22 protein-coding genes are annotated in these 23,024 nt (G+C 70.8%); 16 read left to right on the top strand and 6 right to left on the bottom strand.

Annotated features, from left to right (window positions below):
- Positions 1-32 precede the first annotated feature (32 nt).
- From SANBI_RS09640 to SANBI_RS09625, 4 genes are all read left to right on the top strand, one after another.
- Positions 33-1,094, top strand: coding sequence for an ankyrin repeat domain-containing protein (locus tag SANBI_RS09640; protein WP_319154499.1), 1,062 nt, complete (start codon positions 33-35; stop codon positions 1,092-1,094).
- Between the two features lie 123 nt (positions 1,095-1,217).
- Complete coding sequence (locus SANBI_RS09635) at positions 1,218-1,859, top strand: CDP-alcohol phosphatidyltransferase family protein (RefSeq protein ID WP_319154497.1); 642 nt, start codon at positions 1,218-1,220, stop codon at positions 1,857-1,859.
- Positions 1,856-2,779 carry a phosphatidate cytidylyltransferase gene (locus SANBI_RS09630; protein ID WP_319154494.1) on the top strand — a complete coding sequence of 308 codons (924 nt, stop codon included), beginning with the start codon at positions 1,856-1,858 and terminating at the stop codon, positions 2,777-2,779. The genes SANBI_RS09635 and SANBI_RS09630 overlap by 4 nt, the downstream gene beginning before the upstream one ends.
- Positions 2,776-3,981, top strand: coding sequence for a lysophospholipid acyltransferase family protein (locus tag SANBI_RS09625; protein ID WP_319154492.1), 1,206 nt, complete (start codon positions 2,776-2,778; stop codon positions 3,979-3,981). Before SANBI_RS09630 ends, SANBI_RS09625 begins: the two co-directional genes overlap by 4 nt.
- A 33-nt stretch (positions 3,982-4,014) precedes the next feature.
- On the opposite strand, the gene SANBI_RS09620 is transcribed toward SANBI_RS09625, so the two are convergent.
- Positions 4,015-4,629 (bottom strand): phosphatase PAP2 family protein, encoded by a 615-nt coding sequence (locus SANBI_RS09620; RefSeq protein WP_319154490.1) that lies wholly within the window; start codon positions 4,627-4,629, stop codon positions 4,015-4,017.
- A gap of 194 nt (positions 4,630-4,823) precedes the next feature.
- Between SANBI_RS09620 and SANBI_RS09615 the strand changes: the two genes are divergently transcribed.
- The 6 genes from SANBI_RS09615 to SANBI_RS09590 all read left to right on the top strand — a co-directional run bounded on the left by SANBI_RS09615 (position 4,824) and on the right by SANBI_RS09590 (position 10,243).
- Positions 4,824-6,047 (top strand): sensor histidine kinase, encoded by a 1,224-nt coding sequence (locus SANBI_RS09615; protein ID WP_319154488.1) that lies wholly within the window; start codon positions 4,824-4,826, stop codon positions 6,045-6,047.
- The gene (locus SANBI_RS09610) at positions 6,044-6,706 is read left to right on the top strand and encodes a response regulator transcription factor (RefSeq protein ID WP_319154486.1); all 663 of its coding nucleotides are present in this window, start codon (positions 6,044-6,046) and stop codon (positions 6,704-6,706) included. The genes SANBI_RS09615 and SANBI_RS09610 overlap by 4 nt, the downstream gene beginning before the upstream one ends.
- 126 nt (positions 6,707-6,832) lie before the next feature.
- Complete coding sequence (locus SANBI_RS09605; RefSeq protein ID WP_319154484.1) at positions 6,833-7,471, top strand: TetR/AcrR family transcriptional regulator; 639 nt, start codon at positions 6,833-6,835, stop codon at positions 7,469-7,471.
- 147 nt (positions 7,472-7,618) lie between these two features.
- Positions 7,619-8,461 carry an NAD(P)H-dependent oxidoreductase gene (locus tag SANBI_RS09600; protein WP_319154482.1) on the top strand — a complete coding sequence of 281 codons (843 nt, stop codon included), beginning with the start codon at positions 7,619-7,621 and terminating at the stop codon, positions 8,459-8,461.
- 689 nt (positions 8,462-9,150) lie between these two features.
- Complete coding sequence (locus SANBI_RS09595) at positions 9,151-9,651, top strand: hypothetical protein (RefSeq protein ID WP_319154479.1); 501 nt, start codon at positions 9,151-9,153, stop codon at positions 9,649-9,651.
- 73 nt (positions 9,652-9,724) lie between these two features.
- Positions 9,725-10,243: a hypothetical protein gene (locus tag SANBI_RS09590; protein ID WP_319154477.1), complete on the top strand. Its 519-nt coding sequence runs from the start codon at positions 9,725-9,727 to the stop codon at positions 10,241-10,243.
- A gap of 104 nt (positions 10,244-10,347) precedes the next feature.
- Here the strand turns inward: SANBI_RS09590 and SANBI_RS09585 are convergent, their stop codons facing one another.
- A complete protein-coding gene (locus tag SANBI_RS09585) occupies positions 10,348-10,719 on the bottom strand; it encodes a hypothetical protein (RefSeq protein ID WP_056133095.1) in 372 nt (123 codons plus the stop codon).
- A gap of 237 nt (positions 10,720-10,956) precedes the next feature.
- On the opposite strand from SANBI_RS09585, the gene SANBI_RS09580 reads away from it, so the two are divergent.
- Both SANBI_RS09580 and SANBI_RS09575 read left to right on the top strand, forming a co-directional pair.
- Positions 10,957-11,253, top strand: coding sequence for a hypothetical protein (locus tag SANBI_RS09580; RefSeq protein ID WP_319154475.1), 297 nt, complete (start codon positions 10,957-10,959; stop codon positions 11,251-11,253).
- A 201-nt stretch (positions 11,254-11,454) separates the two neighbouring features.
- Entirely contained in the window at positions 11,455-12,000 is a 546-nt protein-coding gene (locus SANBI_RS09575) for a TetR/AcrR family transcriptional regulator (RefSeq protein ID WP_319154473.1), read from the top strand.
- A 119-nt stretch (positions 12,001-12,119) separates the two neighbouring features.
- On the opposite strand, the gene SANBI_RS09570 is transcribed toward SANBI_RS09575, so the two are convergent.
- The 3 genes from SANBI_RS09570 to SANBI_RS09560 are packed head-to-tail and all read right to left on the bottom strand — an operon-like array spanning position 12,120 to position 15,315.
- Positions 12,120-13,793, bottom strand: a complete 1,674-nt coding sequence (locus SANBI_RS09570) for an FAD-binding oxidoreductase (RefSeq protein WP_319154470.1) — start codon at positions 13,791-13,793, stop codon at positions 12,120-12,122.
- Entirely contained in the window at positions 13,790-14,479 is a 690-nt protein-coding gene (locus tag SANBI_RS09565) for a lysophospholipid acyltransferase family protein (protein WP_056133084.1), read from the bottom strand. The genes SANBI_RS09570 and SANBI_RS09565 overlap by 4 nt, the downstream gene beginning before the upstream one ends.
- Complete coding sequence (locus SANBI_RS09560; protein ID WP_319154467.1) at positions 14,479-15,315, bottom strand: SDR family NAD(P)-dependent oxidoreductase; 837 nt, start codon at positions 15,313-15,315, stop codon at positions 14,479-14,481. Before SANBI_RS09560 ends, SANBI_RS09565 begins: the two co-directional genes overlap by 1 nt.
- A gap of 97 nt (positions 15,316-15,412) precedes the next feature.
- On the opposite strand from SANBI_RS09560, the gene SANBI_RS09555 reads away from it, so the two are divergent.
- The 3 genes from SANBI_RS09555 to SANBI_RS09545 are packed head-to-tail and all read left to right on the top strand — an operon-like array spanning position 15,413 to position 19,306.
- A complete protein-coding gene (locus tag SANBI_RS09555; protein WP_319154465.1) occupies positions 15,413-16,219 on the top strand; it encodes a hypothetical protein in 807 nt (268 codons plus the stop codon).
- Positions 16,216-18,501, top strand: coding sequence for an HAD-IB family phosphatase (locus SANBI_RS09550; RefSeq protein ID WP_319154463.1), 2,286 nt, complete (start codon positions 16,216-16,218; stop codon positions 18,499-18,501). Before SANBI_RS09555 ends, SANBI_RS09550 begins: the two co-directional genes overlap by 4 nt.
- 1 nt (position 18,502) lies before the next feature.
- Positions 18,503-19,306, top strand: a complete 804-nt coding sequence (locus SANBI_RS09545; RefSeq protein WP_056133072.1) for a ferritin-like domain-containing protein — start codon at positions 18,503-18,505, stop codon at positions 19,304-19,306.
- A gap of 20 nt (positions 19,307-19,326) precedes the next feature.
- Here the strand turns inward: SANBI_RS09545 and SANBI_RS09540 are convergent, their stop codons facing one another.
- Entirely contained in the window at positions 19,327-20,205 is an 879-nt protein-coding gene (locus SANBI_RS09540; protein WP_319154458.1) for a T6SS immunity protein Tdi1 domain-containing protein, read from the bottom strand.
- Positions 20,206-20,470: 265 nt separating this feature from the next.
- On the opposite strand from SANBI_RS09540, the gene SANBI_RS09535 reads away from it, so the two are divergent.
- Positions 20,471-22,957 (top strand): beta-glucosidase, encoded by a 2,487-nt coding sequence (locus tag SANBI_RS09535; RefSeq protein ID WP_319154456.1) that lies wholly within the window; start codon positions 20,471-20,473, stop codon positions 22,955-22,957.
- Positions 22,958-23,024: the final 67 nt, after the last annotated feature.

Genomic DNA, 23,024 nt, shown 5'->3' with positions numbered 1-23,024 from the left:
CCGCAGCGACCACCTCCTGGCATCATCTCCCTATGGCTCGCCGACGCTCGACTCTCCCCAAGGACTTCGCCGACCTCCTGCGCTCGTCGTCGCTCGACGAGCTCGTCGCCATCTTCGACCGCTGCGCGATCGACGCGACCGGTGGCTACACCAAGAGCACAGCTCTCGGGTTCGTGGACTGTCCCGACGGCTTGGTTAGGTGGCTCGTCGACCAAGGGGCAGACGTCGATGCCGTCGACACCTACGGCGCGACGCCGCTGTGGACCCGGGCCGCGAGGGGCAGGCACGAGCAGATCTCGCTGCTGCTCTCCCTCGGTGCAGATCGTGACCACACGTGCAGGGGCGGCGTGACGCCCCTGCACGCGGCGGCCGAGAACCAGCGCGACTCAGCGGTCGAGGCGCTCATCCGTGCGGGTGCGGACGTCCACGCGACGACCGACCGCGGAGACACCCCCCTGAAGCGCGGTCTAACCAGCACGACCAACGCGTCGATCGCCGCGATGGCCGACGTCGCTAGGCTGCTCGTCGGGGCGGGCGCGGTGGTCGACGACTCCATGCGTGCCCTGGTTGAGCGCATCGGGGAGCGCTTCGAGTTCCACCGCGCGGGCTTCAACGCCGACTTCTTGCCCGAGACAGATGCCGGCCTGCAGGAGCTGTACAGGCTGTTCGGTGTGGCGCCGGCGCCGCAGCGGGTCGTGCACGACGGTGTCGCGCCCATCGAGGTGCCTGCTGGCACCTGGCAGGCCCAGCACGCGGCCCTGTGGGAGCTGCTCGTCCCGTCGAAGGGAGCGGCGCAGACCGCGCAGGGGGAGGCGATCCGGATCACCGGTCGGGTCCACGACGAGGTGTTCCGCAACGGCGGCGGCAACTGGGACCGCGACTACCGCCGGATGCTCGACGTCCTGGTCGAGCTGTGCGGGTCGGGAACGCCGCTCGGTGCTCGGGACCTCGACGAGCTCGGGGCTCTCACGCACCAGTTCGTCCGGGGGAGCGCGGAGGACGATGTGCTCGACAGGCTCGACGAGCTCGCGGTGCTGTGGGTCGCGCAGAACCCCACGCCGATCCCGTGCCCGGCGGTTCCGTACAAGCGCTGACCGGACGGGAGACGATCCCGTCGTCCTCCCGGGAGCATCAGGGGGCGCTCGCCGCGCAGGTCTCGGCCGTCCCGCGATAGTTCTCCCCATCCAGGTGAGAGCGGATTCCGCTACGTTGACCGGATGCGCGGACTCTATGCACTCAAACCCTGGTACACGAACCGGCTGGCGTCCGTCCTGCGGTTCGCCGTCGCCCGGGACATCTCACCCGACGTGTTCACAGCGGTCGGCGTGGTGTCCGCCCTCGGTGCCGGGGTCGCGATCGCCTACGGCAGCTGGGTCCTCGCCTTCGTGCTGCTCGCCGGACGTCTCGCCGGGGCCAACCTGGACGGCGCCGTCGCGCGCGCCCAGGGTGTCAGCCGGCCGTGGGGCTTCGTGCTCAACGAGCTCGGCGACCGGGCCGGAGACTTCGCCATGTTCGCCGGGCTGGCCGTGCTCGCGACGCGGGACGGCGACATCGGCTGGGGGAGCGACTGGGCGACAGGGTGGGTGCTCGTGGCCACCGTGTGCGCGACGCTGCCGACCTTCGTCTCCGTCTCCGGTGCTGGCGCCGGAGCGCAGCGGCTCAACGGCGGGCCCTTCGGCAAGACCGAGCGCTGCGCCGCCGTGATCCTCGCGACCGCCGTGCCCGCGTGGATCCCGGTGATCAGCATCGTCATCATCGCCGGTTCCGTGCTGACGGCAGGCACCAGGCTCCGGAGCATCCACGGGTCGCTCAGCGCATCGCCCAGCGACCCCACCGCGACGTCGGCAGGTCACCGGTGAACCCCTTCGGGTCGGGCGCCGACCCCGTCGCCGCGTGGTTCGGGCTCGACAGGTCCGCCTTCACGATCGACGTCGAGCTCGGGCCGTGGCACCTGTTCCTCGAAGGACGGGCGGTGTTCCTGCTGCTCGTCTCGGTGGTGATCATCGCCGTCGCGGCCGTCCCGGTCTTCCTCTCCGGGAAGATCGAGCTGCGCCGCCGCTGGACCACGTGGGCCTGCATCTTGCCGATCATCGGCGTGCCCATCTGGCTCGGACCCGGCACCACAGCGGCCCTCGCCGCGGTGATCGGCATCCAGGCGGTCCGCGAGTTCGCGAGGCTGGCATCGCTGCCCAAGCCTGAGACGTGGATCTTGTTCGCGCTCGCGGTCGGGTACCCGGTCTCCGCGTGGCTGGACCCGAGCCTGCTCGCCCTCGTCCCGCTCATCGCCCTGCTCTGCGCAGCCCCAGCGCTGCTGAGCGCAGACACCACCGACGGTGTGCGGCGCGGCGCGATGACGGCCTTCGGGTCGATCTGGATCTGCTGGTCCCTGTCGAACCTCGTGCTCGTGTGGGGCGACGCCTACCTCATCTGCTTCGCGGCCGCGGCAGCCGACGTCGCCGCGTGGTGCGGGGGCAACGGGTTGCGCCGCCTCGGCTGGGCGCGGCGACCGCTGTCGCCGCTGAGCCCGAGCAAGACTGTCGGCGGAGTGGTCGGCGCGCTGGTCGGTACTGTCCTTGTCCTGGCCCTCCTCGGCTCTCTGTCGGTCGGGCTCGTCGTTGCTGTCGTCGTCGGAAGCGTAGGAGGAGACCTCTTGGAATCCATGGTCAAGCGTCATGCAGGGGTCAAAGACGCCGGGGACTGGCTCCCAGGCTTCGGCGGGATCCTCGACAGGGTCGACTCGTTGCTGCTCGTCCTGCCGCTCGCGGCGGTCCTCGCGTGAGCGCGCGTCGCCGGGTCGGCATCCCTCGCGGACGGAGCATCTCCGGGGCTGTGCGTCGCGGTATGTGGCGTCAGGTGTTCACGGCGGTCAGCGGGTACAGGGTGCGGGGGAGCGCGCCCTACGAGGCGATGGTCATCGTCGCCAACCACTCCTCCCACGCGGACACACCAGCGCTGCTGGCGGCCTTCCCCTCGCCCTACAAGCCCGTGGTCGTCGCTGCCGACGACTACTGGTTCACCGGGTTCTGGCGCCGTGCGCTGCTGCACGTCGCGATCGGCGCGGTCCCCGTCCGACGCTCCGGGGGCGCCTACGACGACCTCGTCGAGAACGCGCAGAAGGTGCTCGGCACCGGCTCGAGCCTGCTGATCTTCCCCGAGGGCACACGCAGCCGCGACGGTGAGCTCGGTGAGTTCAGGTCCGGTGCGCTGCGGATCGCCAAGGAGTTCGACGTCCCGCTGCTCCCCGTCGCTCTCGTCGGCACGCGGGACCTGCTGCCCAAGGGCGGGAAGCTCAACCCCGGACCGATCGAGGTGCGGCTCGGAGAGCCGATCCAGCCCGAAGACCTCGTCGACGGCGACATGAGCCCCGTGGTCGACCAGATCACCGACCTGCTGTCCCGCGGGGACGCGACAGCGCCCGACGACCCCGCGTGGGAGGCGCTGCACAGGCTCATGGAGTCCAAGGCTGGCATGGGGGCCGCCGCCGCGTGGGGCTTCGCCGAGGCGATCAGCTGGCCCGTGACCGCCGAGATGTTCCTCGCGATCTTCGCCGCCGCGCACCCGCGCAAGGTGCTCCCCGCTGCCGGGTGGCTGGCCGTGGGCTCCGTGGCTGGCGTGGTCTTCACGGCGGTCTGCGCCCGTGACGACCGCACGCCCCCGGCGCCGCTGACCACCGAGGGCATGCGGACGACGGCCGCCGAGCACATGGCCGCCGGCGCTGCGGGGATCTGGCGGCAGGCGCTCAACGGGATCCCGGTCAAGGTGTACGCCGCCGAGGCCGGGCGTCGGCGGATCCCGCTCGGGCCGCTCGCCGCGCACGCCCTCGGAGCGCGAGGGGCTAGGGCACTGGCGCTCGGGGCTGTCGTGGCCGGGGTGTCCTACAGGGCGCAGCCGCTGCTGCGGCGTGCGTACAGGACCTACCTCGGGACGTCGGCTGTGGGGTATGCGGCGGGGTTGTCGCTCGTGATCCGGCGGTGGAGGTGACTTCTGGTTGATCGCGGCGCTCGTGCGAGGTTGCTAGTGCGGGTCAGTCGTTGTCGACCGCGCTAGCCGGCCTCGGACACCCCGTCCCAGGAGGACCGCGAGAACCACAACGAGAGACCCGAGCGCGAGCCCGGCGAGCACGTCGTGGGCGTAGTGCACGCCAGCGGCGACCCTGGCTGAGGCGACGAGGAGCGCGACAGTTCCAGCGACGACGAGCAGCCGCGGGACAGTCAGGACCACTGCGGTCGCCGCAGCTCCGGCGAGCGTGGCGTGGTTCGACGGCCACGACCAGTCGCCCTGGCCCGGGCAGGCGAGGACCGTGGCGAGGTCGTGCACGCTGCACGGTCGATCCTCCTCGATGAGCAGCTTGATGCCCTCGCTGAGCGCGTAGGCGGTGACGACGCCGACGCCTGCGGTCACGAGGGTCCAGAGTGCCGGGCGGTCCTGGACGAGCGCCCGCAGTCCGACGACGCCGACGAGGGCGACCAGGACGAGCAGCCCGTACTTCGCCGTGAGCATCACGGCTGGTTCGAGCGGGCTGCCCTCGGCTGCGCCTGCCAGCCCGCGGAACAGCGGGTCGCGGAACGGGACGCTCGCCAGGGCGAGGACGGCGAGGACCCCGCCGATCCAGGTCACGACGGTGGGCATGCGGTGAGCGGCTGAAGGGCGGGCTGGGGGACCGGAGGCTGGGGTCGAGGTCATGCCGTCCAGGTTCGTCCGGCGCGTGCGTCGAGCGCCTCTGCCTGCGGGCTTCTGCACCTCTGACCAGGGGTGGAGATGTCGCAGCGGATCTCTGACCACGGTCTGATGTGCACCGCTGGCTCCGCGTCCAGGATGGACGGGTGAACCATGAGCTCCGGTCCCGCACGCAGGCCGATCCGTCTCGCGCACAGCCGGGCACCCGAGTGCTTCTCCGTGACGCCACGCTCGCCGTAGGCCTGGCGCTGCTCGCCCTCGTGCCCAGGCCGGGGATCGGCGTCGCGCTCGCGGTCCTCGTCGTCGCGCTGGTCGTCGGTACCGGGGCTGGGGGCATCCGGCGTGGTGCCCTGACGCTGGGAGCGATGGCCGTCTTCCAGGCATCCGCTGTCGTCCTCGACGCCTTGGGTGGTCCCGTCGCGCTCCCGCTCGCCGAGCTCCCCTTTGCCCTCGCCCGTGCGGGAGTGCCGTGGTTGGTCGCCGTCGCATGGACGCAGCAAGCACAGATCCGACGCAGCGCTCGGCTCACGGCAGCCCAGCACGAGCGACAGAGACACATCGATGGGGAGAGGGAGCGGCAAAACGGGCGGATGGCGCTCGCGGAGGGGCTGCACGACGACCTCGGGCACGCGCTGAGCCTTGTCGCGCTCAACCTCGGGGCGCTCGAGGTCCGCCGTAACCTTGCACCCGAGGTCGTGGCGCAGGTCAGGACCGCTCGGGAGCAGGTGGGGACCGCGGTCGAGAGGCTCGGTGTCTCGGTCGCCAGCTTGCGGACCGGGACTGGTCGCCCGGCGCCGGGGGCGGCTGTTGGCGTCCTGCTCGACGGTGCGCGCCGCTCGGGGATGACCGTGACGCTCGAGGGGGCTGACCTCGTGGCGGGTGACGGCAGCGGATTCTGTGGGGTGCTCGGTGCGCGGGTGCTGCAGGAAGCGCTGACCAACGCCGCCAAGCACGCGCCAGGGCAACCGGTCCGTGTGGTCGTCGAGACAGAAGCTGGGGACCTGCTGCTCACGGTCTCCAACCCGAGATCGCGTCAGGACGGTGGACCGTCGGGCACGGGCACGGGTACAGGCGCGGGGAAGGGGACCGGGTCCGGGACCGGGCTCGGCGCGCTCGCCCGCGAGGTTGCGCGGCACGATGGAATGGTCAGCTGGGACGACCGTGCCGATGCCTTCGTCCTGTCGGCTCGTGTCCCGCGAGTGAGCAGCGCCGAGTCACCGACGACCCCACCTGGCGAAGAAGGCATCACCCCGGTCTTCGACCTAGCGTCTGCAGCACACCGTCGTGGCGTGATGGTGCTCGTCGGTGCGGCCGCCGTCATCGCCCTGGCGCTCGCAGCCGTCGAGCTGACCACGAGAGGGCTCGGATGAGCGCCGCGCGACGGTTGCGCGTCCTGGTGGCGGACGACGAACCGATGGTCAGGGTGGGCATCACCTCGATCCTTACGAGCGATGCTGACATCGAGGTGGTGGGCGAGGCCGGTGACGGTCAGGTGGCGCTCTCCCTCGCCCGGTCGACGCCGCTCGACGCACTCGTCCTCGACATCCGCATACCCGTGCTGTCGGGCCTCGACGTGCTCCGGACGCTGCGCGCCGACGGGTCGTCGCTGCCCTGCGTGCTGGTGACGACCTTCGGGGAGGACGACTACGTCGCCGAGGCGCTCGCGCTCGACGCCGACGGGTTCGTCCTCAAGTCGGGCGACCCGCGTGAGCTCGTCCTCGCCGTGCACGCCGTCGCGACAGGTGGTGCGTTCTTCTCCCCGACGATCGCCCGCCGCATGCTCGGCCGATCTCTCGGGACGGACACCTCTCGGGTGTGGGACGCCCGCCGGCGCTTCGCGGCGCTGACGCCGCGCGAGCAGGAGATCCTCAGGCTCGTCGGCCTCGGACGCTCCAACCCGGAGATCGCGGCGGAGCTGTTCCTCGCACCGGGGACCGTGAAGACGCACATGACGTCGATCCTGCGGACGACGGGGGCGCGCAACCGTGTGGAGGCCGCGCTCATCGCGGTCCACGCCCGAGAGGCGTGAGGCAGTGAGGTGACCGCGAGGGGGGCCACATGGACTTCTTACTGATCGTAAGTTACGGTCTGTAGGTAGAACAGCGGCCGCGGTGATCTGGCTGCTCGAGACCCGCGAACCCTCCGGAGGACGATCGTGACCATCGACCCTGCAGTGCCTCCTCGCAAGCGCCTGTCCCGCGACGACCGCCACGCCCAGCTGCTCGAGGTCGCCCGCGACCTCATCCGCGACGACGGCACCGACGAGCTCACCCTCGCCCGGCTCGCCGACCGTGCCGGGGTGACCAAACCGTTGGTCTACGACCACTTCGGCGACAGGTCCGGGGTCCTCGCCGAGCTGTACCGAGCCTTCGAGGCACGTCAGCGTGACACGCTCGCCGCCGCCCTCGACGGTGCTGAACCTGCACTGCCTGCGGTGGCCTCGGTCGTCGCGAGCGCCTACGTCGACTGCTGCATCGCCGAGGGGCGTGAGCTTGCCGACGTCGTGTCGGCCCTCGCCGGGTCGCCGACCCTCGACGCTCTGCGTCAGGAGGCGCAGGACGAGTATCTCGGCATGTGCCGAGACACCCTGACGCCGTATTCGCGCACCCTCGACGCCGCGGGGCTGGTGGGGATCGTCGGTGCAGGCGACGCCCTGGGGCGGGCCGCCATCACCGGCAGGATCAGTGCCGACCGAGCCCGCGCCGCTCTGACCAAGGTGGTCACGGCGCTGGCGGCCGCGGACGGCTCCGTCGCTGCTGGCGAGACCTCCATCGGGGCCATGCCTTCGGCCTGAGACCCGTCGAACGCGTCACCGGAGAGCGCGACCGCCCGGCAATACCGCGGTCCGCTCAGCTCCGCCGTGCCCAGAAGCTCCGCCCGCGGCCCCACCACCGCAGCCCCCGAGACCACCGACCGACCCGTCCCACCCCAGGAGACCCCCATGATCGAGAACCCGCCGACCCCAGGCACAGCCCTCTGGGTCCACGCCCACCCCCGCCAGCAGTCCCTCGGCAACCACCTGTTCCGCGCCGGGGCAGAGGCCCTCTCCGCCACCCACGAAGTCCTGACCTCCGACCTCTACGCGGAGGGTTTCGACCCTGTGCTGAGCGAGCGCGACCTCGGCGACCTCGCCGGCACGCCGGGCAACATCGCGGAGCAGGTCGGTGAGACCTTCGCCGCTGGTCAGCTCCCTCACGACGTCCGCGCCGAGCAGGCCAAGCTCGCCGCAGCCGAGCTGCTCGTCATCCAGTTCCCGCTCTGGTGGTACGGCCCGCCGGCGATCCTCAAGGGCTGGTTCGATCGTGTCTTGACAGCGGGCTTCGCCTACGGCGACATGGACCCGGAGCTCGGCGTCCCGCGCCGTTATGGCGACGGTGGCCTCGCCGGACGCAGGGCGCTCGTGGTCGTCACGGCGGGGGAGGACGAGCGCACCATCGGGCCGCGCGGCATCAGCGGCGACATCGACTCGCTGCTGTTCCCGCTGACCCACGGCACGCTCTGGTACACCGGCATCGAGACGCTCGACCTGCACGTGATCACTGACGCTGACTCCCTCGACAGAGCGGCCGTCGAGCGCGAGACCGAACGGCTCCGCAGCAGGATCGCCTCGCTGAGCACCGAGACCGTCAGGCCGTACCGCCGACTGCGGGACGGCGACTACCAGGGGACACGTGCCCTGCGCGACGACCTCGCACCGGGCCGCACCGACCTGGACATCCACCGGGCAGACCGTCCACGAGCAGTCGCTACATCGCTGGGACTGGAGCGCCAGACTCAACAGTGACAGGCACACCAGTCGACTCTGAGAGACGGACCTCCATGGCGGCCAGCGACTGGTTGGACAGGCTGCCGTGCGCGAAACGTCCAGCCCTGAGCCGTCGGGACGGACTGAGACTGCTCCGACGCCTGACGCCTCCTCGGCGATGAGCAGATCGCTCGCAAGGTCCTGCAGGTCGCGAGGGAGGTAGTCGGTGCCGTGCACCTCGACAACCACCTCGGGATAGGTCGCCGCCAGCGCCGAGAGCTCCGAAGCAGGTTCAGGGCCGTACCAGTAGAGGACGAGCCCAGTCCCGGCCGGGTCGGTCGCCACGGACGCGAGCTCGGGCCGTCCGTGCAGCTTCCGGGAAAGGTCTGACGCGGCCAGTGTCGCGTCCGTCGTGGACCTCGACGTCGACTCCGGGCTCGTCAGGCCGAGTGACGGCGGAGTCGGCGCCGCTCCGGCAGGCGACCCCGGGGTCCGGGCCAGGCAACCCGCCGGGAGCAGAGCCGAGATGAGCACAGCAGCACCCAGTCTTCGTGTCATGTGAGATGTCATCGCACGATCCCTCGCTCGAGCCTGCTTCGTGAGAGCGTCTCATGAGTTGTGTGCACGACGGTGTCGACTGGTCTCGCCGAGCAGGCCTCGACGCGACGTCCGGCTCTCTGCGGAGCAGAGCCTGGATGCGCGGTCGCCGTCGACGCTAGCCTGACCCGGTGGACGATCACGCAGCAGCCGAGCACCCGGGGCCACGCCCCTCCGCCCCGCCGAGGACCGTCGAGGCCGGAGCCTCCTCGTCCGCCGCGGACGAGGCCCGCGCAGGCCGGGTCACCCTCCGCACCGTCTACGGCGGCCCCACCCCTCAGGACGGGATCATCGAAGAGGTCGCCCGGATCCGGCGGGTCCTGCAAGACGTGCCGTTCTCCTACGACCTCGACCTCGTCCTGATGATCGGCGGTGACGTCACGCCTGGCTCCGGGCCCTCAGGTCTGCGGTCACCGCGGGTCTCCCTCGCACGGCGTACCGCGACGGCACAGGTGCACGTCACCCGAGACGACGCGAACCACGCACCAGACCCGGTCGCCTTCCTCAGGGCGACAGTCCACGAGGCGCTCGTCCAGCTGGTCGCGCGGGTCGCGGCCCGCGACCCAGAGGTCGATGCCGCCGCCGAGCGGGAGGGGCTCTCGTCCCTGGTCGCCGACGACCTGGCGGCCTGAGCGCTGGGTCAGAGGCGGTCTCCGCCGGCGAGGTCCGGGGACTGGTGCACCCGCGCCCCACTACCCTGAGGGCGTGCGACTGACCGTGACCACCGACACCGGCCCCGTCGGCGACCTGCGAGCCCTGGCTGACGAGCTCGACGACCAGGCGGCGGCCTTCCACCTGCGGACCTCCGACGTCCCGGGGGTGCTCGGTGTCTGCCTGCGCTCCCTCCCGCAGGAGTGGGCGCGTCGATCGACGACGCGGTTCGTCCAGCGCGACGGGGCTCTGGACGTCGACCTGGTCGTCGCAGAGGAGCGTCTCGCCGGTGCGACGCTCGACGAGCAGCGCGAGGTCATCGGCGCCGGGCTCCGCGACCTGCTCCGTCGGGGCGTCGCCTCACGGACCGCCCCGTGGGACGCAGGCCAGCGAGCCTTGATCATCGACGCGGCCGACGAGGCCCTGGGACGTCTCGGCTGGATGGGCGGACGGCGCGACCGAGCGCGGCAGATGCTGATGGCGGGGAGCCCTCTCGACGACGTCTCCGACGCGACCGGTCTACAGCTGACGGAGGTCGAGACCCTCTACGTCACGCTCTGCGCAGAGACCTGACGGCTCCGCACCCGGCGCGCCGGGCCGCTCCCTGAGCACCGCCCCTCGCTGGTGAGGAAGGTCGTGCGGGTGACCTGCCTCACCAGCGGGGCGACAGCCTCAGCTCAGGAGAACGCCGTCCGGACGAGCTCGCCGACCTTCGCGAGCGTCGCGTCGTCGATCTCGCTGAGGAACCACGCCGAGGGGTGCAGCGTCGTCCCCGGCTCGCGGGCGACCGTCGCCTTCTCGGAGAGCCCGAGCGACATGGTGTCGCCGTCGAGCCTGAAGAACACCACGACCGGAGCCGTCCGGCTGGTCGCGTAGCCCGGCATGCCGTACCAGATCCGCGGCTTGAGCTTCGGGCCTGCCGCGAGGATCGTCTCGTGCAGACGGGTGCCGATGGTCGCGTACGGCTCGGGCCATCCGGTGATCTTCGCGACGACGTCCTGGAGGTCCTGCGTCGCCTTGTCGGTCTTGCCTGTCGTGGTGGTGGACATGGTGTCCGCCCTTCGCTCGCGCCGCGCAGCGGCATGGTGATGACAACCTCCCCGGTCGGGTCGGTTGCGCAATCTCCACCGCGGACGTGTCCTGACCGGGGCCAGTCCTCTCTGCGGACGTGTCAGACGAGCACTTCGTCATCGACTGCGTGGGGGCACACGAGGTGCCACCACCACGATAGCAACGCGACCCTCTAGCCGGGACCGTCGACCGTCGGCCGCTCGGCGGTGACCTTGGTGACCTCTGCGACCTCGGTCCTCGACGAGCAGCGCGAGGTCGTCGGCACCGAGCTCCGCGACCTGCTCCGCCGGGGCGTCGCCTCACGGACCGCGCCGTGGAGCGCAGGACAGCGAGCCCTGGTCATCGACGCGGCCGACGAGACCCTGGGGCGTCTCGGCTGGATCGGCGGACGGCGCGCCCGAGCGCGGCAGATGCTGAGGGCGGGGACCCCTCTCGACGAAGTCTCCGACGCGACCGGTGTGCCGCTGGCGGAGGTCGAGGACCTCTACCTCGCGATCTGCCCAGAGGCTTGACGCCTCGGCACCCGGCACGCCCTCCTGCGGCCCCGAGCACCACCCTCGCTGACGCCGCAGCGTCGCCGCCAGGCCCCTTCACGACGACCTGTGGACACAAGCCCTCCGGGTCGCGTCGGGCGGGACGTTCTCGCTGGTGAGCACGGTCGTGCAGGTGATCTGTCGCATCAGCCCGAGAGCGCCGCGGGATACCATTGCCGCATGGTCCGCACGAAGGTCGAGCAGAAGATCTTCGTCGCCGCGCTCGAGATCCTCCGCAGCCGCGGTCCGCTCGCCGTGAGCGTCGAGTCGGTCGCTGCGGCGTCCGGCGTGGCGAAGACGACCATCTACCGTCGCTACGCCAACCGCGACGAGATGCTCACGGCCGCCGTCGCGTCGATCGCGTCGGAGACCGAGATCCCCGAGAGCCTCTCCGCGCACGACGCCATCCGGTGGGTGCTGCGGCACGCCACGGACACCATCGAGAACGTCGTCGGGCGCGGCACCGTCGCCGCGGTCCTCGTCGACGCCGACCCCGCCTTCACGACGCTGCTCCGCGGGCTCATCCGCACGTCGGCCAGCCCGTTCCGCGACGACCTGCGGGCTCGCTCCGAGCGCGGCGAGATCAAGCGCGACCTCGACATCGAGCTGGTCATCAGCATGCTGCTCGGCGCCGTGGTCGCCGAGCTGGTCCGCGGGCGCCCCACGGACGACGCCTGGGTCGAGACGGTCCTCGCCCTCGTCTGGCCGGCGCTCCAGCCGTCTTGAGGGCTGGCCCGACGCAGAACAGGCCGTCCCAGCCAGCCCGCCCGGCCGCGCACCGGAGCCGCGCACAGTTCCGCAGAGCGCGCGAGACCTCTCGGACCGCGCGCCCGGCAGAGGTCCCCCTAGTCCGCGACCACCTTGTCGGGGTTGAAGTGCGCTCCCGGGTCCGCGCTCTCGAACAGCGCCGTCAAGACTTTCACGCCTTCGGACGAGATGTCCTCCTCCAGCCACGGCGCGTGCTCTCGACCCACTCCGTGGTGGTGCGAGATGGTCGCGTCGTTGTCGACGAACGCCTGCTGGATGGCGTTCTTGACGGTGTCGTACTCACTGAGCGGGTCGTCCTGGAACACGAAGGCGAAGGTGAAGTACAGACACGCACCGGAGTGGTACGAGTGCGAGAGGTGGGACATGATCCACCCGGTCACGCCGATCTCGGCGTAGGCCTTGTCCGCTGCGGCGTACACGGCGTCGTGCACCTGGAGCAGCTTCGACCACGGGGCTGCGGTCTCCGAGACGTCACCGGCGGCGCCCATGTCGAGCAAGAAGTCGCGCAGGTACGGGGTGTCGAACTTCTTCTGGTCGTACAGCAGCCCGGGACCCTCGCCGACACCCATGCCACCGTGCTTCTTGACGATCGCGTCGACCAGCTTCTTCTGGTGCTTGGCGTGGGCCGTGCTGCCCTCGTAGCCGATGAAGGACAGGCAGATCTTGTCGAGGTCCCAGCCCTTGGCCTTCATGATGCGGGGGAGCGCGGTCTCGGCGGTGAACTTCGAGAACCCGCTGCGGGTCTTGCTCGTCGCCATCGTGAAGCCGGTCTCGTGCGCATCCGAGACCCGGGTGATGGAGGGGCTCGCGTCGGACTCGGAGATCGCCTGCATCGCGGTGATGCCGGCCTCCCACGTGGGGAAGAAGTACGCGAAGATGTTCCGCTTCTCGGGCACCCTGTGCACCTGGACGGTCACCTCGGTGATGACCCCGAGGCGCCCCTCGCTGCCGAGGATCATCTCGCGGACGCTCGGCCCGCTCGACGTGCTGGGCAGCGGACGCAGCACGAGGACGTCGCCCGGGCGCACGACGCGCAGCCCGCGGGCGATGTCGGCGATGTCGCCGTACTTGTCGGACTGCATGCCGGTCGACCGGGTGGCGACCCAGCCGCCGACGGTCGAGTGGGTGAAGCTGTCGGGGAAGTGCCCGATGGTCCAGCCTGTGGAGTTGAGCTGGGCCTCGAGGTCGGGGCCCTGCGCACCGGCCTGGATGCGGGCGAGCCCGGAGTCGGTGTCGATGTCGACGACCGCGCGCATCCGACCGAGGTCGAGCGAGACGACCGTCCGCGTCTCGGCCGGCATCGGCTCGAGGCTCCCGGCGATGTTGCTGCCGCCGCCGAAGGGGATGATCACCGCGTCGGCCGCCACGGCCGCGTCGACGACCTGCTGCACCTCGGCCTCGTCGGCCGGGTAGACCACGACGTCGGGGGAGCGCAGGATCTGGTTCCCGCGGATGCGGACGAGGTCGCGCAGGCTCTTGCCGTACGTGTGGATGACGCGCACCAGGTCGTCGACGCTCACGTGGTCGTCGCCGACAATGCCTGCGAGCGCACTCACGAAGGCCTCGGGAGCGGTGCTCGCCGGGACGTCGAGGTCGTCGAAGGACGGCTCTACGGCGCGCTCTGCGGTGTGCAGGTCCAGGCCGACCTTCTCCGCGACGAAGGGAGCGAAGCCCGGCTTGTCCTCGTGGTGGAACCCGACCCCGTCGTTCCCCCAGCCCCACCACTTCATGTGCTTGACGGTGTCGGTCATCGCGTTCCCTTCTGGACGTGCACCACGGCGCCAGAGGGCACGGAGGTGTGGAGTCGGACGATCTCGTCGGCGAGGCGCGCGGAGAACTCCGCCGGCGACTCGTCGGGCTCGGGGAGCATGGGGGCGCCGAACACGACGTCGACCGGGGGCCGACCGCGCTTGGGCCAGCTCACGCCGCTCGGCATCGCGGTCGACGTGCCGACGAGCGCGACGGGTACGCACGGCACCTCGGCTGCGATCGCCAGGGCCGCGGCACCGCGCTTGAAGGGACGGATGCCCCCGGACTTCGAGCGCCCGCCCTCGGGGAAGATCAACAGCGGCACACCGCGCTCGAGCAGCCTGCGGGAGGTCCCGCCGCGCTTGCGCTCGCCGTTGCGCTCGACGGCGAAGGCGCTGAAGAACAGCGTGGTGAGCCACTTGCGCCACCACACGTCGAAGAAGTAGTCCGCGGCTGCCCCGGCAGCGAGGTAGCGAGAGTGCTTGCGGGGCAGCCATCCGAGGATCAGCGGCGCGTCGAGGTGGCTCGCGTGGTTCGCGACGACGATGAACGGGGGCCGTAGCTGCTCCAGCCGCTCTTCGCCGTGGACCGACACCTTGACGGTCGAGCGCACGACAGGCTTGAGGAACCCCCGCTGGGCGACGAACCGGACCGCTGCGACACCCTTGGAGCTGAAGCGGTCGACCATCAGTAGTCCTCGGTTCGTGCGGCGGGTGGGGCGGGGAGCTCGGGGGCAGGAGGGCCAGCGGGTGGGGCGTCGCGTCTGCTCGACGAGATCAGGCCCGAGACCTTCCGGACCGCTCCGCGGGGGAGGTGCCGGGCGAGCCAGCCGATCGCCCGGTAGCGCCGGGTGGGGATGGAGACGGCCCGTCCGCGTTCGGAGTCGCGGAGCGCGGCGGCGACGACAGCCTCGGGCTCGGTCCAGAGCCACCCGGGGACCGAGGTCCGCCGGTCTCCGTCGCGCGCGTGCCACTCGGTGCGCACCCACCCGGGCAGGACGGCCGTCACGGTGACACCGGTGCCCTGCAGCTCGACGGACAGGCCCTGCGAGTACGACGTCACCCACGCCTTCATGGTCGCGTAGGAGCCTGTCGTGAACAGGCTCTGCAGGCTCGACACGTTGATGATGGCGCCCGAGCCGCGCGCAGCCATGGACCGCCCGGCGGCCCCGCCGAGCACCAGCACAGCCCGGCACATGACGTCCATGCCGAGGTCGTGCGACGCGACGTCGCGAGAGAGCAGGGAGGTACGCACACCGGAGCCGGCGTTGTTGACGAGGAGGTCGACCGGACGGCCTGCGTCGTCGAGCCGTGCTGCGACCCTCTCGACGTCAGCCCTGACGGAGAGGTCGGCGCTGAGGGTCTCGACGGCGACGCCCCGGGTGGCGGTGAGCCTCGCCGCGGAGCGTGCGAGGCGTCCTTCGTCCCGTGCCACGAGGACGAGGTCGACGCCACGGGCAGCCAGTGCCTCGGCGAACGCGGCGCCGATGCCTGACGTGCCGCCCGTGATGAGAGCAGTAGCCATGGCGGACAGCGTACGCTACGCAGACCGTAGCGATCGGGAGGTAGACTCCCCGCACATCTCTGCGCTGGCACCGGTGCGGACGACGAAAGGTGAAGGCATGCCGGACGACCTGGCGTCGTCGGTGGACCGTTCGCGGTTCCCCGCCCCGGACTTCGACGTGCGCGACTACGCCCGCACCGCCGCAGGCAGCCACCGAGACGATCTCGGTCTCTCCACCTACCGCGAGAGGCCCCTCTCCGCCGAGACGCTCCGGATCCTGCGCTACGTCCAGGTGGTCGAGCGCTCGACCATGACGCACCTGCGCACGGTGCTCGTGACGGCTACCCACAAAGACGCACGGATCACCGCGTTCTTGGTCACGTGGGCCTTCGAGAAGTTCTGGGTCGCCGACGCGCTCGAGCAGATCCTGCTCGCCCACGAGCCCGAGGGCACGGAGCCCGACAGGGGCGCGCTGCGCACTCCCGCCGAGCGCACCATCCGCGAGTCGGTCTACGCGAACATCGTGGGCGTCCCGATGATCGCCGTGCACATGACGCAGGGGACTGTCGACGAGTGGCTGACCCAGGCCGCCTACACCCGGACGGCCGAGCTCGACCCGCACCCGCAGCTCGTCGCGACCGTCGACAGGCTCCTCGGGATCAAGCGGCGTCAGCTGGGCTTCTTCGAGGCGCAGGCACGCTTCAGGCTGCAGGAGTCGCCGCGCGCCCGGAAGATCACCCGCAGACGTCTCGCGAAGACTCCGTGGCCGATCGGCGCCAAGGCCGAGCCGCGGAGCGAGACAGACTTCTACTTCTCCTACCTCTTCGGCGACGCACCAGACCGCCTCCGCGAGCTCGACTCCCGCATCTCCGCTCTCCCCGGTCAGACCGGGCTCGATCTCCTCCGAAAGGCAGCCCGCCTGTGACCCACGAGCACCCGTCTCTCACCACCGAGCACGTCTTCCTCACCGGGGGTACGGGGTTCGTCGGGCAGGCGATCCTCGAACGGCTGCTCACCAGCCACCCCAAGACCCGCATCACCGTGCTCGTCCGCGGCAAGGGCAGCCAGACTCCGCAAGAGCGCCTCACCGGCATGCTGCGCAAGCCGGTCTTCAAGGGGTGGCGCGAGCAGCTCGGCGACGACCAGGCGCGTGCCGAGTTCGCCCGCCGGGTCACCGCCCACGAAGGCTCCCTCGGTGATGTCGGCACACTCCCGACGGACATCGACGTGGTGCTGCACAGCGCTTCCACGGTCTCCTTCGACCCGCCGATCGACGAGGCCTTCGAGACGAACGTCGGCGGAGCCCGCGGTCTGTACGGCGCGCTGCTCGAGAGCGGGAGCGACCCCCACGTCGTGCACGTCTCGACCGCCTACGTCGGCGGCATCCGCAAGGGCGTGGCCCCCGAGGGCTCGCTCACCCACGAGGTCGACTGGCGCGCCGAGCACGACGCCGCGCTCTCGGCCCGCGTGCGCGTCGAGCTCGAGTCCCGTCAGCCTGAAGCCCTCCGTCAGCACCTGCACGCTGCGAAGGCCCAGCACGGCAAGGCCGGCCCGCAGCAGGTCGCCCGTCTCGCCGAGACCGCCCGCACCGAGTGGGTGCGCGAGCGCCTCGTCGACTACGGGCGTACCCGCGCCGAGAGCCTCGGCTGGACCGACGTCTACACCCTCACCAAGGCCTTCGCCGAGCGTGCCGCCGAAGAGATGTGGGCCCAGGCCGGCCACAGGCTCACGGTGCTGCGCCCCTCGATCATCGAGAGCGCCCTGCACCACCCCTTCCCCGGGTGGATCGACGGCTTCAAGGTCGCCGACCCGCTGATCATCGCCTACGGGCGTGGACAGCTGAAGGAGTTCCCGGGCCTGCCCGACTCGGTCCTCGACATCATCCCGGTCGACTTCGTCGTCAACGCGGCGCTCGCAGCAGCCTCACGGCCCTCACCGGCCGGGGAGCCGCAGTACCTCCAGGTGGTGTCCGGGGCGAGCAACCCGCTGCCCTTCCACCGCATGTACGAGAACGTCAACGCCTACTTCACCGCCAACCCGCTGCCTGACGAGAAGGGCGACATCGCGGTCCCGCTCTGGCGGTTCCCGGGTGGGGAGAAGGTCGAGCGGGTGCTGGCCCGCCGGGAACGCCAGATCGGCCACGCGGAGCGCGTCGTCGAGCGGCTCCCTGCGACGCCTCGCACGCGGCAGTGGTTGGAGACCGTAGGGAAGAACAAGCGCGGGCTGGGCCGGCTGCGGGTCTTCGCCGAGCTGTACCGCGCGTACGTCCAGACGGAGATCGTCTTCGACGACACGAACACCCGAGCACTGCTCGCGTCGATGCCCGAGGACGAGCGCAAGGACCAAGGCTTCGACGTCACGGAGATCGACTGGGAGCACTACTTCCAAGGGATCCACCTGCCGGCCATCACCGCGCTGACCCGGGCCTTCGGCAAACGGCCGCCAGCCCGCGAGAGGGCTGAGCGCGCGCTGCCGTCGCGCGAGGACGTCGTGGCGGTCTTCGACCTCGAGGGCACGGTCCTCGGCGCGAACCTCGTGCAGCAGTACCTGCGCCTGTGGACCAGGACCGTGCCGCGCGCACGGGTCGTCCACGACCTCGCGGACCTCGTGCTCTCCTCTCGCCGGTACTGGCGTGCCGAGCGTCGCGACCGTGGTGAGTTCATCCGGACCTTCATGCGTCGCTACGAAGGCTTCAGCGTCGACGAGATCGAGCGCGAGGTGCAGGGCCGCTTCGGCCGCGCGATGCTGCGGGCGGCGCTGCCTGACGCGCTCGAGCGCGTCCAGCAGCACCGCGCCGCGGGTCACCGCACCATCCTCGTGACCGGGACGATCGACCTCATGGTCGAGCCTTTCGTGCCGTACTTCGACGAGGTGGTCGCCGGTCGCATGCACGTGCGCGACGGCGTGCTGACCGGGTACCTCGCGGACCCGCCGCTCGTCGACGAGGCCCGTGCGGCGTGGTTGCGGCAGTACGCGGCCCAGCACGACCTCGACCTCGACGCGTCCTACGGGTACGGCGACAGCCACGCGGACCTCGTGTGGCTCGAGATGCTCGGGACGCCGACAGCGGTCAACCCCGACGTCCAGCTGTCCCGCTACGCGCGACAGAAGAAGTGGGCCGTGCTGGACTGGACCCGGCGAGCCCGTCCGTCGGCTCCGTCAGCAGGGTCCGACGACCAGCAGGTCACCCTCGCGGAAGGCGTGTGACATGGCATTCGACATCGACAGGTACACAGCGACATCGGTCAGCGTGAACTGGGACGACCTCGACTTCGAGGAGTTCTCACGCACGCCCCTGCCCGAGTCGACCCTGCGCAGCCTGCGGTACATGTGCGACATCGAGTACCACACGGTCTGCTACCTGCGGGACCTGCTCGTCACGCCGTCGCACAAGGAGGCCGACGTGAGCGCCTTCATGACCATGTGGAACCGGGAAGAGTTCTGGCACGGTGAGGCGCTCGCCGCGGTGCTCGGCGCCCACGGGATCACGGTCGACTTCGACCAGCTCAAGGCGACCCGCCTCAAGCTCGGCTGGAAAGATCGCCTCGACCCCATCAAGCAGTCGATGCTCGGCAACATCGTCGGCAAGGACTTCATCGCCGTGCACATGATCTGGGGTGCGGCCAACGAGTGGTCGGCCGTCGCCGCGTACAACAGGCTCGCCGACCTCGAGAAGCACCCGGTCCTCGCGGTGCTCCTGCGACGGATAGCCAAGCAGGAGGCCCGTCACGTCGCCTTCTACGCGACCCAGGCCCGCGAGCGTCTCGGGTCGAGCAAGAAGGCCCAGGTGCTGGCCCGGTTCGCGCTGAAGAACGCGTGGGCGCCGGTCGGCTCGAGCGTCATGGAGACCGAAGAGGTCACCCATGTCATGGGTCACCTGTTCTCGGGGGAGGACGGGCTGCGCGAGATCCGCAAGCTCGACGAGCACATCTCGCGGATGCCCGGTCTCGACGGCCTGAAGATCGTCGAGACCGCCATGATCAAGCACGGCGTCGAGGTGGCGGCCGCCTGAGGTCTGGGTCGGGCGCGCGCTCAGAACTTCTCGGGCGCGGTCCGCATGCCGCTCCGGAAGGCGCGCACGCCGTCCTCGAAGGTGAGCGACGAGCCGCTGTAGAGGACGGTCTGGTCGGGACCGACGAAGATCGTGCCGCCACCCCGCACCGCGCGCACGACGGCCACGCCGTCGTCGACGGGCACGAAGGTCAACGGGTCGGACATCCCCTGGCCGGTCTTCGTGGCGAGCTGCCTGAAGAGGCTCTCGCCGCGTGCCGCCAGCGGCTCGAGCGCGGGGGAGAGCCGGGACCTCTCGACGGGCACGGGGGACGGCACGGGACGGTCGGTCTGCGGGGTGCGCAGGTCACCGCGGACCGTGGGCACGCCTGCCATCTGCGCGATGATCGCGAGGTGCTCCCACAGGCCCATCCGCCGCAGGTTGTCCGCGACGGGAGCCCCGCCCATCGCGAGCATCGGCACGAAGCCGAGGACCTCGTCCATGCTGGGCACCCCGGTGCGCTGACCGGCCTCCAGGTATGGGGACCACTCGAAGGAGAGATCGCGGGCGGCCGGGTCTTCCATGAGGCGCAGGAGGTCGGGGAAGCCTGTCCCCACGGGCGTCACGTCGATCACGCCCCAGCGGAACTTGACCAGGAGGTACCGTCCGCCGAGGTGCACGACGAGGTCGCCGAGGGCTGTCGTGAACAGGACCGTCGACCCCTCGGGCAGGTTCATGGTGCCCTCGAGCATCTGTGCCGCGTGGCCCGGGTCGACGAACCTGAAGTACCCGTCCGACACGTAGCCCGACCCGTGCTCGCGCCACGCCGAGACCACCTCGGCGGGGACCGTGGGGGCGAACCGCGCGACGGTCTGCTCGTCGATCGGCGCGTGGGCCATGAAGTGGGTGAAGGTCGGCATCGGTGTCTCTCCCGGGGGCAGCGGCACGAGTGGGTCGGGTCGATCCCACCACCTGAGCCTCGGGAGGTCGATGGAGAGTTCTCTCCGTCGCCCCCGGGAGCGCCGCCGAGCGGTCGGTGCTCGGACCTGAGAGACGCACCCGGGAAAAACACCTTTCGCTCGTTCAGTTGGGTATCGTGACGTGCGACGTCATCTCACGGGCGTCGCGGCCCGCGCACCAGACGGGTCCGCCGCCAGCACCCCCGACCACCAGGAGCCTCATCACATGAACACGCCGTCGGACACCCCCACCCCGGAGCTCTCGGCCGGTGAGCAGGAGCTGGCGCAGGCGTCCACGAGCCTGGTCGACACCGACACCTGGGTCGACCCCGAGCTCGCCGCACTCTGCCGTGAGGCTGCCGCGGACGGCGCTGTCCTGCTGCGCAACGACGGCACGCTCCCGTTCGCACCGCGTGCGCGCGTCGCGCTGTTCTCCCGCGTGCAGGTCGACTACTTCACCGTGGGCTACGGCTCGGGTGGCGACGTGAACGCCCCGTACTCCTGGAACCTCCTCGACGCCCTGCGCGACGCGGCCGTCGTCGACGTCGACGCCGAGCTCGCCGACCTCTACACGCAGTGGTCCAAGGACAACCAGCCTGACGAGGGCACCTGGGGCAACTGGCCCCGGTACTTCGAGGAGATGCCGATCGAGCGCGAGACCGTCCGAGCCGCCGCGTCGCGGACCGACGCCGCTGTCGTCGTCATCGGCCGCGCCGCGGGCGAGGCCCGCGAGAACACCCTCGAGCCCGGCAGCTACTACCTCACCGACGACGAGCGCGCGCTCCTCGACTCCGTGACTGCTGAGTTCGAGCGCACCGTCGTGGTCCTCGACTGCGGCAACGTCATCGACCTCGCCTGGCTCGAGGAGTACGGCGACAAGATCTCGTCCGTGCTCTACGCGTGGCAGGGCGGCATGGAGGGTGCGCGGTCGGTCGCCGACGTGCTCACGGGCGTCCAGGTGCCCGGCGGGCGCCTGACCGACACCATTGCCCGTCGCTACGAGGACTACCCGAGCGCACCGAACTTCGGCGGCCTCGAGCACAACGACTACGCCGAGGACATCTACGTCGGCTACCGCTACTTCGAGACCTTCGCCCCCGAGAAGGTGCTGTTCCCCTTCGGCTTCGGCCTCGGGTACACCACCTTCGACGTCGCGACGACGGTCGAGACGTCCGAGACCGACGTGACGGTCTCGGCGACGGTGACCAACACCGGGTCGGAGCACCCGGGAGCCGAGGTCGTCCAGGTCTACGTCCAGGCGCCCGACGGCCGCCTCGGCAAGCCGGCCCGCGTCCTCGCGTCCTTCGCGAAGTCCCGCCAGCTCGCACCGGGTGAGGACGACACCGTCGACCTGTCCTTCCCGGTCGCCTCGCTCGCCTCCTACGACGACTCCGGCGTCACCGGTCACAGGTCCGCCTACGTCCTCGAGGCCGGCACCTACACGGTCTACGTCGGGACCGACGTCCGCACGGCCACCGAGGCCGGGTCCTTCACCCTCGACGAGCTGCGCGTCGTCGAGCAGCTCGCCGAGGCCTGCGCCCCCGAGGCCGAGCACGCCTTCCAGCGGATGACCCTCGACCGTGACGCCGCAGGCCAGGCGGTCGTCGCCTGGCAGGACGTCCCCACCCGTCAGTCATCGCGCCGTGAGCGCATCGAGGCCCGCCAGGTCCCCGCCGTCGAGCAGACCGGCGACCAGGGCATCACCCTCGCCGACGTGGCCGCGGGCACCGCGACCCTCGACGCCTTCGTCGCCCAGCTCACCGACGACGAGCTCGAGGCGCTCACCCGCGGAGACCGCGTCATGGGCAGCGAGCTCGGCGCCGCCGGCAACGCCGGCGTCTTCGCCGGGATCAGCGAGTCGCTGCGCGCCAAGGGCGTCCCGCCGGTCACCACGACCGACGGACCCTCCGGCATCCGCCTCTCCGCCTACGCGTCGCTGCTGCCCTCGGGTGCTGCGCTCGCCGCGACGTGGAACACCCCGCTCGTGCGCCGCCTCGCCGCAGCCCACGGCCAGGAGATGGTCCGCAAGAACACGCACGTGCTCCTCAGCCCGGGCATGAACATCCACCGCGACCCGCTGTGCGGACGCAACTTCGAGTACTTCTCCGAAGACCCGCTCGTCACGGGCCTGGTGGCCGCCGCCGTCATCGGGGGAGTCCAGGAGGCCGGTGTCGCAGCCTGCCCCAAGCACTTCGCAGCGAACAACCAGGAGACCAACCGCAACCTCAACGACTCGCGCGTCTCCGAGCGTGCGCTGCGTGAGATCTACCTGCGCGGGTTCCAGATCGCGATCACCGAGTCGGCTCCCCGCACGATCATGACGTCTTACAACAAGATCAACGGCGTCTGGTCGCACTACAACGACGAGCTCTGCACGCAGATCCTCCGTGACGAGTGGGGCTTCACAGGCACCGTCGTGACCGACTGGTGGATGCAGCACGACACCGACCCCGACTTCCCCGCGGTCACGGACGACGCGTACCGCGTCCGCGCGCAGGTCGACGTGTTCATGCCCGGTGGCTGGTTCGACCACATCACCGGCGAGTTCGACCAGGTCGCCCAGGCGTCGCTGCTCACCTCGCTGGCCCAGCCTGACGGGATCTCGCTCGGCGAGGTCCAGCGGACAGCACGCAACGTGCTGCAGCTGGCACTCGGTCTGGGGACGCTGCGCGACACGGTCACGGCGCTGTCGGCCGGACGCGGCGAGGCGTGACCTGGGCCAGCGCTCGCAGAGCGGTCTGACCAGGGCTGACCCTGAGCTCGGCGTCGGGCACAGCCAG

This window comes from Sanguibacter biliveldensis, from assembly GCF_033798665.1.
Lineage (GTDB): Bacteria > Actinomycetota > Actinomycetes > Actinomycetales > Cellulomonadaceae > Sanguibacter > Sanguibacter inulinus.
This window is presented reverse-complemented; position numbering and strand designations above follow the sequence as displayed.

What these genes read in the sequence shown, in the direction of transcription:
- SANBI_RS09610 (WP_319154486.1), top strand. Translation starts at nt 6,044, where the DNA reads ATGAGCGCCGCGCGACGGTTGCGCGTCCTGGTGGCGGACGACGAACCG.
- SANBI_RS09570 (WP_319154470.1), bottom strand. Translation starts at nt 13,793, where the DNA reads ATGACCGACACCGTCAAGCACATGAAGTGGTGGGGCTGGGGGAACGAC.
- SANBI_RS09575 (WP_319154473.1), top strand. Translation starts at nt 11,455, where the DNA reads ATGGTCCGCACGAAGGTCGAGCAGAAGATCTTCGTCGCCGCGCTCGAG.
- SANBI_RS09560 (WP_319154467.1), bottom strand. Translation starts at nt 15,315, where the DNA reads ATGGCTACTGCTCTCATCACGGGCGGCACGTCAGGCATCGGCGCCGCG.
- SANBI_RS09535 (WP_319154456.1), top strand. Translation starts at nt 20,471, where the DNA reads ATGAACACGCCGTCGGACACCCCCACCCCGGAGCTCTCGGCCGGTGAG.
- SANBI_RS09555 (WP_319154465.1), top strand. Translation starts at nt 15,413, where the DNA reads ATGCCGGACGACCTGGCGTCGTCGGTGGACCGTTCGCGGTTCCCCGCC.
- SANBI_RS09635 (WP_319154497.1), top strand. Translation starts at nt 1,218, where the DNA reads ATGCGCGGACTCTATGCACTCAAACCCTGGTACACGAACCGGCTGGCG.
- SANBI_RS09545 (WP_056133072.1), top strand. Translation starts at nt 18,503, where the DNA reads ATGGCATTCGACATCGACAGGTACACAGCGACATCGGTCAGCGTGAAC.
- SANBI_RS09585 (WP_056133095.1), bottom strand. Translation starts at nt 10,719, where the DNA reads ATGTCCACCACCACGACAGGCAAGACCGACAAGGCGACGCAGGACCTC.
- SANBI_RS09565 (WP_056133084.1), bottom strand. Translation starts at nt 14,479, where the DNA reads ATGGTCGACCGCTTCAGCTCCAAGGGTGTCGCAGCGGTCCGGTTCGTC.
- SANBI_RS09620 (WP_319154490.1), bottom strand. Translation starts at nt 4,629, where the DNA reads ATGCCCACCGTCGTGACCTGGATCGGCGGGGTCCTCGCCGTCCTCGCC.
- SANBI_RS09640 (WP_319154499.1), top strand. Translation starts at nt 33, where the DNA reads ATGGCTCGCCGACGCTCGACTCTCCCCAAGGACTTCGCCGACCTCCTG.
- SANBI_RS09600 (WP_319154482.1), top strand. Translation starts at nt 7,619, where the DNA reads ATGATCGAGAACCCGCCGACCCCAGGCACAGCCCTCTGGGTCCACGCC.
- SANBI_RS09540 (WP_319154458.1), bottom strand. Translation starts at nt 20,205, where the DNA reads ATGCCGACCTTCACCCACTTCATGGCCCACGCGCCGATCGACGAGCAG.